This window comes from Streptomyces sp. NPDC018029 (genome assembly GCF_044327655.1).
Taxonomy (GTDB): Bacteria; Actinomycetota; Actinomycetes; order Streptomycetales; family Streptomycetaceae; genus Streptomyces.
On record NZ_JBIRFV010000002.1, the window covers coordinates 397,694 to 409,885 of the forward strand.

Consider the following 12,192-nt stretch of genomic DNA (forward strand, 5'->3'; position numbering starts at 1 on the left):
TGGTTGTCGCGCCGTGCACGGTCGTTTCACACACCCAGTTCTTTGTCGATGAAGTCGAGGACCTGGTCGGTCGTGGCGACCTGGAGCTGCTCCTTCGTGCTGCCCGAGCCGGGCGCCGCGCTCGCCGCCTTCCAGTTCGACAGGAGTGCTTCCAGTCGGGCCGTGACCGCGTCGGCGTCGAGGTGCTCGACGAGGGTGGAGGAGAGGGCGTTCTCGAGTTTCGCCAGGTCGCGGAGGACCGGGTCGGTGGCTTCCGCACCGGCGGGGGTGTCCCCGTCGGGGGCGAGTTGCGCGCCGAGGTGTTCGGCCAGGATGTCGGCGTCCGGGTGGTCGAAGACCAGGCCGGCGGGGAGCCGGAGACCGGTGGCGGCGGACAGCCTGTTGCGCAGTTCGACCGCGGTCAGGGAGTCGAATCCGAGTTCCTTGAAGGTGCTGCCCGTGGTGAGGCTGTCCGGGTGGTGCCCGAGCACGGTGGCGGCCTGTTCCCTGATGAGCCGCACCAGCGTGTGGTGCCGGTCCGACGGTGACAGCGCGCCCAGCCGGCCCGCCAGGTCGGCGGGCTGTCCGCCCGCCGTCGCGGTCGGCCTGCTCGCCCCGCCGACGGTGGGGGCGGCCAGGCCGCGCAGAAGGGCGGGCCGGGTGTGCAGGGGGTGCGTGGCCAGGGTGCGCAGGTCGAGGTTGAAGCCGACCAGGTGGGGGCGGCCGTGACGGTGCGCGGCGTCGAGCAGGGCGAGACCATGGGCGTTGCTCATGCCCTTGACGCCGATGCGTGCCATGCGGGCTACATCGGTGTCGGTGAGTCCGCCGGTCATGCCCTGAGGGGCGGTGCCGTTCGTGCCCTGGGGAGCGCTGCCGTTCGTGCCGTCGGATAGAGCACTCGCCTTGGCGTCGGCGGCAACACCCGGGTTGGCGTCCGGTGCCTCCCAGAGGCCCCAGCCGACCGACAGGCCGACCTGGCCCGCCGCCCGTCGGCGCTGCATCAGCGCGTCGCAATAGGCGTTCGCGGCCGCGTAGTTGGCCTGGCCCGGACTGCCGAGCGTGGCGGCCGCCGAGGAGAACACCACGAACAGACCGAGACGCATCTCCTGGGTCGCCTCATGGAGATTCGCCGCGGCAGCGGCTTTGGCCGCCCACACCCGCGCCAGCCCCTCCGGCGTCTGCGCGGTCACGACACCGTCCTCCAGCACGCCCGCCGCATGCACGACACCCGTCAACGGATGCGAGGGATCCGTCTTGCCGACCAGCTCCACCACCGATGCCGGGTCGCTGACATCAGCCGCGACAATGGTGACCTCGGCACCCAACCCGGTGAGCTTCGAGGCCAGTTCGTCGCTGCCCGGCGCCTCCGGACCGCGACGGCTGGCCAGCAGCAGGTGCCGTACGCCCCACTCCCGCACCAGATGCTCGGCCACGACCTGCCCCAGCGCACCGGTGCCCCCGGTGACCAGAACCGTGCCCTCGGGGTCGAGGGCAGGCGGGACCTCCAGCACCAGCTTGCCGGTGTGCTTGGCCTGACTCATGAACCGGAACGCCTCCTGCGCCTTGTCCAGCGGCCAGGAACGTACCGGCAGCGGCTTAAGCCGTTCTGAGGCGAACAATTCGACGAGCTTGTCCAGCATGTTGCTGATGCGGTCGGGTCCGGCATCACCGACGAGGTCGTACGCCGTGTACGAGACGTCCGCGTGCTCCGCAGCCACCTCTTCGGCGGCCCGCACATCGGTCTTGCCCATCTCCAGGAACCGGCCGCCGTCGCCGAGCAACCGCAGAGAGGCGTCGATGAACTCGCCGGCAAGGCTGTTGAGCACGACGTCCATGCCGCGGCCGCCCGTTACTTCCCTGAACGTGTCCTCGAAGGCGAGGTCCCGGGAGGAGGCCCGGTGGGCGGCGTCGATGCCCATCTCCTCCAGCACGGCGTGCTTGCCCGGACTCGCGGTCGCGAACACCTCGGCACCCACATGCCGGGCGATCTGCACCGCCGCCATCCCCACACCACCCGTCGCGGCATGGATCAGCACACGCTCGCCCGCCTTCAGACCGGCCAGCTCCACCAACCCGTACCAAGCCGTCAGGAACGCCGCCGGAATACCGGCCGCCTCCCGCATGTCCCAGCCCTGCGGGACAGGTGTGACCATCCGCGCCTCGGCGATCACCACAGGGCCGAACGCGCCCTCGAACACGCCCATCACGTGGTCGCCCACCGAGACATGGGTGACCTCGGGACCGACCTCCGTCACGACACCGGCACCTTCGCCGCCCATGGCCCCGTACGCGGGGACCATGCCCAAGGCCACCAATACGTCACGGAAGTTGATGCCCGCGGCGTGTACGGCGATACGCACCTGCCCCGGCGCCAAGGGCTCCAGGGCCTCCGGGCAGGCCACCGCCGCCAGGGCGTCCAGCGAGCCGTCGTGCACCATCCGCAGGCGCCACGCCGGTTCACCGGGCGGCGCGACGAGTTCGGTGGACTGGCGCGCCTGGGTCAGTCGGGGGACGTAGAGCGTCCCTTCCCGCAGGGCGAGTTGGGGCTCGTCGAGTTCCTCGGCGGCGTGACGCAGGGTGGCGTGGGGCAGATACCGGCCGTTCAGGTCCGAGCCCTGGTCCTCGCCGTCGCCGTCCACGTCGAGCAGGATGAAGCGGCCCGGATTCTCGGACTGAGCACTGCGGACCAGGCCCCAAACGGCTGCGGCGGACGCGTCCACGTCACCGTCACCGTCGACGCCGGTGGCTACCGCGCCACGCGTGACCAAGAGGAGCCGGGACTCGGCCAACTCCGGCACGGCCAGAAACTCCTGTACGAGTGACAGCACCCGCTCCACGACCAGCCGACCGTCAAGCCCCTCACGACCGTCGCCCACAGACGCATCGACGGGAGCGACCACTGCCCACGGCGCTTCACCATCCGCCGCCGACACCACATCAGCCAGACTGCCGACACCGTCCGAGAGCACAACCCAGTCGGCATCCCCGTCGGCATCCGTCCGCGACAGCGGCAGTGGCGTCCACTCCACAGTGAACAGACCGCGTACGTCGCGTTGTTGGGCGGCAGTCAATTGGCTCGGCTTCACGGGGCGGGTCTGGAGGGAGTCGACGCTCAGAACGGGACCGCCGGTCGCATCGGTGACCGTCACGCTCAGCCCCTGGTCGACGCTCTCCCCGACCGGACGGAGGCGCACGCGCACAGTCGTGGCTCCGACCGCCCGCAGAGACACTCCGGCCCACCCGAACGGTACGTAGAGCTGCTCGTCCTCGGAACCGTCCATGAAGCGGGCGGCGAGGAGCGGGTGGAGGGTGGCGTCGAGGAGGGCGGGGTGGATGCCGTAGCCGTCATGGGCACCGGCGGCCTCGGGCAGGACGACCTCGGCCAGCAGGTCCTGACCGTGCCGCCACACGGCACGCAGCCCCTGGAACGCCGGACCGTATCCGTACCCGGCCTCGCCGGCCTGCGCGTAGAAGCCGTCGACATCCAGCGGTTCGGCACCGGCCGGCGGCCAGGCACCACCCAACTCCTCGTCCATACGGGCGCTTTCGGGGGACAGTACGCCGGTCGCGTGGCAGATCCACGAGTCATCGCCGCCCACGGCGTCCGCGTCAGGCCGGCTGTAGATCTGGACACCGCGCCGCCCGTCCTCACCCGCCTCCTCGACCACCACCTGAACCCGCAGACCCGACGCCTCAGGCACCACCAAAGGCGCCTGCAACATCAACTCCTCCACCGTCACACAACCGACCTCATCACCGGCCCGCAACGCCCACTCCACCAACGCAGCACCCGGCACCAGAACCGCACCCGCCACCACATGATCAGCAAGCCACGACACCCCAGACCGCGACAGCCGACCGGTCAGCAGACACCCACCCCGGTCCGCGAACTCCACCGCCGCACCCAACAACGGATGCCCCGCCGCCACCAGACCCAAAGTCGCCGCATCCCCACCCCCAGAACGGCCGCTCAACCAGAACCGCTCCCGCTGGAACGCATACGTCGGCAACTCCACCAGCCCAGGCACACGATCACCCGCGAACAACACCGACCAGTCCACACCAACACCAGCGGTATGCAGACGAGCCATCGCCTCCACAAACGCCGACTCCTCAGGACGCTCACCGGCGAGGGACGCGACCAGCACCGACTCCTGGCTGTCCGACTCGTCCAGAGTGTGCTGGGCGGCAGTGATCAGCACAGGTGCGGGGCCGAGCTCCACAAACACGCCTGCTGAATCCGCTACTTGGGCGATGGCGGGCTGGAAGAGCACCGCGTTACGTACATGCCTCGCCCAGTACTCCGGATCCGTGATCTCCTCGCCGGCCCGCTCTCCGGAGACGTTACTCATGAGCGGGATCGACGGCTGCCTGAACTTGACCCCTCGTATCGCCTCGGTGAACTCCCCGAGCATCGGCTCCATCAACGCCGAATGGAAAGCATGACTGACGCTCAGCGCCTTCGTCTTGCGCCCACGCTCCCGCCACACCCCCGCAATCCGATCCACCTCATCCGACGGACCCGAAATCACCGTCGAATCAGGCGTGTTGACCGCCGCCACACTCACAGACGAGCCATCCACATCCGCGGCCAGCTCGGCGGGCGTGGCCTGCACCGCACACATCGCCCCGCCCTCAGGCAACCCACCCATCAAACGGGCGCGCGCCCCCACCACCCGACACGCATCCGCCAGATCAAAGACCCCCGCCACGTGCGCGGCCGCGATCTCACCGATCGAATGTCCGAGCACCACATCCGGCCGCACCCCGACCGACTCCCACAACCGGGCCAACCCCACCTGCAGCGCAAACAACCCCGCCTGCGCCCACACCGTGTGATCCAACCGCTCCCGCGGGCCACGGAACACCACCTCCCGCAACCCGCCCGAACCGATCCCCAGCTCTCCCTCCAGCAGGCCGCACACCTCATCAAACGCAGCCGCGAACACCGGGAACCGCTCATACAAACCAGCACCCATACCGACCAGCTGACTGCCCTGACCACTGAACAGCCACACCACGTCATCGCCACCCACCCGAGCCTGCGAGCAGGACGGGCCGACCAGCGCCGCGTGCGGCTCGCCCACCGCCAGCGCCTCCAGAGCGGCGATCAGCTCTGCCCGCTCCGCGCCCACCGCAACGGCGCGATGCTCATGTAGCGCACGCGTCTTCAGCAGCGACCAGCCCACGTCGGCGAGCGGCGCGCGGGACGACGCATCACCGGCAAAGTCACGCAGGCGTAGTGCCTGGTCGCGCAGGGCCTGCGGGCTACGGGCCGATACCACCCACGGCACCAAGCGCCCGTCAGTCTCAGTCTCGGTCTCAGTCTCGGGGGCCTCACCGCTGACCGATACCGAGTCCTCCTCCAGCCCGTCGGGAACAGACTCCACGATCACGTGCGCATTCGTCCCCGAAGCGCCGAACGACGACACACCCGCCCGACGCGGACGACCCCCCACCTGCGGCCACGGCACCGACTCAACCGCCAACCGCACCGCACCCGAATCCCACTCCACATGCGGCGACGGCACATCCACATGCAAACTCGCCGGCACCACACCATGCCGCATCGCCATCACCATCTTGATGACACCCGCAACACCCGCAGCCGCCTGCGTATGACCAATATTCGACTTCACCGACCCCAACCACAACGGGCGATCGGCTGGGCGCCCCTGCCCATACGTGGCCAGCAGAGCCTGCGCCTCGATCGGATCACCCAACGTGGTCCCCGTCCCATGCCCCTCCACCACATCAACATCCACCGACGACAACCCACCACTGGCCAACGCCTGCCGAATCACCCGCTCCTGCGACGGACCATTCGGCGCCGTCAACCCATTACTCGCACCGTCCTGATTCACCGCCGAACCCCGCACCACACCCAACACCCGACGCCCATGACGCCGCGCATCCGACAACCGCTCAAGGAGCAACACGCCCACTCCCTCGGAGAATCCGACTCCGTCGGCCGCGGCGGCGTAGGCCTTGCAGCGGCCGTCAGGTGAGAGGCCGCGCTGGCGCGAGAAGCCCGCGAACATGTCCGGGTCGGCCATGACGGTCACGCCGCCTGCCAGGGCGAGGTCGCACTCGCCGTGCCGGAGTGCCTGGGTCGCCAGGTGGATGGAGACCAGGGACGAGGAGCACGCGGTGTCGACCGTCACCGCAGGACCTTCGAGGCCCAGGGTGTAGGCGACGCGGCCGGAGACCATGCTGCCGGTGCTCGCCAGGTAGGAGTAGCCCTCCAGCTGGGCGTCGGCCGTGGGGAAGGACTTGGCGTAGTCGTGGTACATGAGGCCCACGTAGGTGCCGGTCGGGGTGCCCTTGAGCGTCGTCGGGTCGATACCCGCACGCTCCAGCACCTCCCACGACGCCTCCAGCAACAGCCGCTGCTGCGGATCCATCGCCAGCGCCTCCCGCGGATTGATCCCGAAGAACGCCGCATCGAAATCGCCCGCGTCGGGAAGGAATCCGCCCTGGTCGGTGTAGCTGGTGCCGGGGTGGTCCGGGTCGGGGTGGAAGAGGCGTTCCAGGTCCCAGCCGCGGTCGGTGGGGAAGGCGCCCATCGCGTCCTTGCGCGCGTCGAGCAGGTCCCACAGGTCGTCCGGGGACGCGACGCCGCCCGGGAACCGGCACGTCATGGCGACGATGGCGACCGGGTCGTCGGTGTCTGTCTCGACGTCGGCCCCTGCGGCGACGTGGGCGGCTGCCTGCGCCGTCGCATTCACCGTCGTGGTCGCCGAGGTGCTGCCCGCCAAGCGGTCCACCAGATGGGTGGCGAGTGCCTGCGGGGTGGGGTGGTCGAAGATCAGTGTGGCGGGCAGCCGCACGTCGCAGGCGGCCGACAGCCGGTTGCGCAGCTCCACCGCGGTCAGCGAGTCGAAGCCCAGGTCCTTGAAGGCGATGTCGACGCCCACCCGGGCGGCGGAACCGTGGCCGAGGACGGCCGCGACGTACTCGCGTACGACATCGGTGAGGAGCCGCAGGCGGCCGTCCGCGTCGAGGCCGGCCAGGCGGGTCGCGAGCGCCCCGTCGGCGAGGCCTTCGGAGGCCACGCGCCGCCGCGTGGCGGGCGCCGTGAGGGCGCGCAGGAGCGGGGACAGGCCGTCGGTCACGGCGCGCGGGTCGAGGTCGGCCGCGACCACGTAGGCCCGGTCGTGGGCACGGGCGGCGTCGAGCAGGGCCAGGCCGCCCTCGTCGGTGAGCGCGGCGAACCCGGTGCGCTTCATGCGCGCCAGGTCGGTCTCGCTCAGCTGCCCGGTCATGCCGCTGGTCGCCTGCCACAGGCCCCAGGCGATCGAGAGGCCCGCGAGCCCTTGGGCGCGGCGGTGCTGGACGAGGGCGTCGCAATAGGCGTTGGCCGCCGCGTAGTTGGCCTGCCCGGGGCTGCCGAGCGAAGCGGCCGCCGAGGAGAACACCACGAAGAAGTCGAGGGGCGTCTCCCGTGTCGCCTCGTGCAGGTGGCGTGCCGCCGTCGCCTTCGTCGCCCACACCCGCGCGAGGCTCTCGGGGGTCTGGGCGGTGATCACGGCGTCGTCCAGGACGCCGGCCGCGTGGATCACACCGGTGAGCGGGTGCGCCGGGTCGACCGACGCGATCAGTGCGGCGACCGCTTCCGCGTCGCCGACATCGGCCGGGGCGATCTCGACCGATGCTCCCAATTCGCTCAGGCGGGCGCGGAGTTCGGCGCTGCCCGGCGCCTGGTCGCCGCGTCGGCTCGCGAGCAGCAGGTGTCGTACGCCCCACTCCATGACCAGGTGTTCGGCCACCAGTCGGCCGAGTACGCCGGTGCCGCCGGTGATGAGAACCGTACCGTTCCGGTGGAGTCCTTCGGACGGGCCCGCCGTCCGGTCGGCCTCCGGTGTCCCGTTCGGGGCGGTCGGGCCGGTCGTGGCGCGGACCAGTCGCGGCACTCGTATCTCGCCGCCGTGCACCGCCAGTTGAGACTCTTCCAGGTGCGCCGCCTGCATGGCTGCGGCAAGCGTGTCGTCGGGGCCGAGGTCGATCAGCGTGAAGCGGCCGGGGTGCTCCGACTGGGCGCTGCGTACCAGACCCCAAACGGCCGCGGCAGCCACATCCACGTCCATATCCGCATGGCCCTCCCCTCCCCCGCCCCCATCGCCGGTGCGCTCGCCGTGGATGGGCACTGCTCCTCGCGTCACCAGGACCAGGCGGGAGTCGTGCAGGGACGAGGCGAGCCAGGTCTGTACGAGGTCGAGGACGTGGGTGGCGAGTGCCAGGCCGTCGTCGGTCCGGTCGGGTTCGATGGGGGCGGCCACGAGCTGCGGCGCCGGAGCGCCGGCCTCGACGGACGCCAGCAGGTCCGTGAGGCTCGCGGCGTCCTCGCCCAGTGTCACCCACCCTTCGGACGCGTCCCGGGCCGGACCCGCCGCGTTGTCCGCCGCGTTCTCCGGCGTGATCCACTCCAGGTCGAACAGCCCGTGCCGGTCGCGGGTCGCGGCCGCGGCGAGGCGGCCGGTGTCGGTCGGGCGCGAGCGCAGGTCGCGGACGGTGAGCACGGGCGCGCCCACGGCGTCGGCCACGGTGATGCGCAGCCCCTGCTCGATCCGCTCGCCGAGCGGGGTGAGGCGCACCCGGACCGTGGTGGCCCGTACGGCGTGCAGCGCCACGTCGTTCCAGGCGAACGGCAGCCAGACCTGTTCGGCGTCGGTCGGGGGCAGCAGCAGCGCGGCAGGTTGCAGGACGGCGTCGAGGAGGGCCGGGTGGATGCCGAAGCCGTCCGGGTCGCCGGCCTCCTTGGGCAGCGTCACCTCGGCCAGGACGTCCTTGCCGTGGCGCCACAGCGCCCGTACGCCCCGGAAGGCGGGGCCGTAGCCGTATCCGGTGCGGTCGGCCTGCGCGTAGAGGTCGTCGGCGGGGACGGGTTCGGCGTCGGCCGGGGGCCATGCGCCGTCCAGGGTGTCGGCGGCGTCCCGCGTTCCGTTGGTGCCGTCCGTCGGGGCGGGGGCGAGCACGCCCGTGGCGTGGCAGGTCCAGGGGTGCGTCGACGCGAAGGCGTCGTCGTCATCGGGGCGGGAGAACAGCCGGACGTCGCGCCGGCCGTGTGCGTCGGCCGCTTCGACGACGACCTGGATCCGCAGGCCGCCGGTGTCGGGCAGCACGAGCGGCGTCTGGAGCGTCAGCTCCTCCAGGGCGGAGCAGCCCGCGTCGTCGCCGGCCCGCAGCACCCACTCCACCTGCGCCGCGCCGGGCACCAGGGCCTGGCCCGCCACGACGTGGTCGTCCAGCCAGGCGGCGGACTGCCGGGACACCCGCCCGCTCAGCAGGTGTACGTCCCCGCTCGCGAGGCCGACGGAGGCGCCCAGGAGCGGGTGTCCGGAGGCGGCGAGGCCGAGCCCGGCAGGGTCGCCGGACCGCCCGCCGGCGGGGGCAGGCCAGAAGTCCTGGCGCTGGAAGGCGTAGGTGGGCAGGTCGACGGTACGGGGGGCGGGGTCGGCCGGGAACCAGCGCCGCCAGTCGACGTCCGCGCCGGCGGCGAAGGCGTGGGCCGCGGCGCGGGCGAGCTGGGTGGTGTCGCCGTGGTCGCGGCGCAGGGTGGGCACGACCGTGGCGGGCACGGCCGCCCGTTCGATGAGGCCTTCCAGCGCGAGGTTGAGGACGGGGTGGGGGCTCACCTCGATGAACAGGCGGTACCCGTCCGCGAGCAGCGCGTCGATCGTGTCGGCGAAACGCACCGTCCGGCGCACGTTCCGCACCCAGTACGCGGTGTCGAGTTCGGTGGTGTCGGTGAGGTGCCCGGCGGTGACGGTGGAGTAGAACGCGACGTCGGTGGCGGCGGGCCGGATACCGGCCAGGCCCTCCGTGAGCTGGTCCAGGATCGCGTCCAGCTGCGGGCCGTGGCCCGCGACGTCGGAGGCGACGGCCCTGGCGCGAAGGCCGCGCTCCTGGGCGTCGGCGACGACGGCGGCGATACCCTCGGGCGGGCCCGAGATGACGGTGGACGACGGCCCGTTGACGGCCGCGACGACCACGCCCGGGTGTCCGTCGATCAGGTCGGCGGCCTGCTCCTGGCCCATCCCCAGGGACGCCATGCCGCCGCGTCCGGACAGCTGCCGCAGCAGCACACTGCGTACGGCGACGATGCGGGCCGCCTCGTCCAGGGAGATGGCGCCCACGACGCACGCCGCGGCTATCTCGCCCTGCGAGTGGCCGACGACGGCGGCGGGTTCAATGCCCTGGTCCGCCCAGACGGCGGCGAGTGCGACCATGACGGCCCACAGCACGGGCTGGACGACGTCGATCCGGGCCAGCTCCGACCCGTCCCCGCGCAGCACGTCGGTCAGGGACCAGTCCACGTACGCCGACAGGGCCTGCTCGCACTCGGCGATCCGGGCCGCGAACACCGGGGACTCGTCGAGGAGCCGGGCCCCCATGCCCACCCACTGGCCGCCCTGGCCGGGGAACACCATGACCGGCCCGGGCCCCGTGGGGCCGACCGCCCCGGACACCACGTCCGGCGACGCCTCACCTGCCGCCAGCGACCGGAGGCCGTCGAGGAGCGCGTCGCGGTCGTCCCCGACGACGACGGCCCGGTTCTCGAACACCGACCGTGTCGTGGCGAGCGACCACCCCACCTCCAGCGGCGACGCCGGCCGCTGGTCGTCGTCGCGCACGTGCTCGGCGAGCTGTGCGGCCTGGGCCCGCAGCGCTTCCTCGCCCCGGCCGGAGACGACCCACGGGACGACTGTGCCTGTCCCTTCCGCCGGTGTCTCCGCGGCCGGTGTCTCCGCGGCCGCTGCCTCCTCGGGCGGTGCCTCCTCGGGCGGTGCCTCCTCCAGGATCACGTGGGCGTTCGTCCCGGACATGCCGAAGGCGGACACGCCCGCGCGGCGCGGGCGCTCGCCGCGGGTCCACGGGACCGGTTCGGTGAGGAGCCTGACGGAGCCCGAGGACCAGTCGACGTGCGGGGTCGGCTCGTCGACGTACAGCGTGGCGGGAAGCAGTTCGCGCTGCAGCGCCATCACCATCTTGATGACGCCCGCGACGCCCGCTGCGCCCTGCGGGTGCCCGATGTTCGACTTGACCGAGCCCAGCCACAGCGGCCGGTCCTCGTCCCTGTCGCGGCCGTAGGTGGCGAGCAGCGCACCGGCCTCGATGGGGTCGCCGAGCTTCGTGCCGGTGCCGTGCGCCTCGACCGCGTCGACCTCGGCGGCGCCCAGGCCCGCGTTGGCGAGGGCGGCGCGGATGACGCGTTCCTGGGAGGGGCCGTTGGGGGCGGTGAGACCGTTGCTCGCGCCGTCCTGGTTGACGGCCGAGCCGCGGATCACCGCGAGCACCTTGTGGCCGTTGCGGCGCGCGTCGGAGAGCCGCTCCAGGAGGAGCAGTCCCGCGCCCTCCGAGAAACCGGTGCCGTCGGCCGAGGCCGCGAACGCCTTCGAGCGGCCGTCCGGAGACAGCGCGCCCTGGCGGGAGAACTCGGTGAACGCGCCGGGCGTCGACATCACGGTGACACCGCCGGCCAGCGCGAGATCGCACTCCCCCTGCCGCAGCGCCTGAGCCGCCAGGTGCATGGAGACCAGCGAGGAGGAGCACGCCGTGTCGACGCTGACCGACGGGCCCTCGAGGCCGAGCGTGAAGGAGATACGGCCGGACAGGACACTCAGCGCGCTGCCGGTCAGGAGGTGGCCCTCCACCGTCTTGTCGGGCTGCGCGCCGCCGAACCCGAGCACGCCCGCGCCGATGTAGACGCCGGTGGCGCTCAGCTTCAGCGACGCCGGGTCGATGCCGGCCCGCTCCAGGAGCTGCCAGGCCGTCTCCATGAGCACCCGCTGCTGCGGGTCCATGGCCAGGGCCTCGCGCGGGCTGATCCCGAAGAACGACGCGTCGAAGGCGGGGGCGTCGTACAGGAACCCGCCGCGTCGCACATAGCTGGTGCCGGGGTGGTCGGGGTCGGGGTGGTAGAGGCTCTCCAGGTCCCAGCCGCGATTGGTGGGGAAGTCGTCGATGGCGTCGCCGCCCTCGGCGACCAGGTCCCACAGGGCCTCGGGCGTGCGGGTGTCGCCGGGGAAGCGGCACGCCATGGAGACGATGGCGATCGGCTCCTGGGCCCGCTCCTCCACCTCGCGCAGACGCCGGCGGGCCTGGCCGAGGTCCACCGTGACCCGCTTCAGATACTGCCGGAGCTTGGCTTCCGTACTCGACGTACCCGTAGCGGACTCTCCCGTACCGGACACACCCGTGCCAGACACATCA

Annotated in this window: 1 protein-coding gene; it reads right to left on the reverse strand. The window is 71.9% G+C overall.

Translation table 11 applies throughout. From position 1 onward, the window contains the following. Positions 1-26: 26 nt before the first annotated feature. Positions 27-12,188, reverse strand: a complete 12,162-nt coding sequence (locus tag ACH4D5_RS06085; RefSeq protein ID WP_398299090.1) for an SDR family NAD(P)-dependent oxidoreductase — start codon at positions 12,186-12,188, stop codon at positions 27-29. Positions 12,189-12,192: the final 4 nt, after the last annotated feature.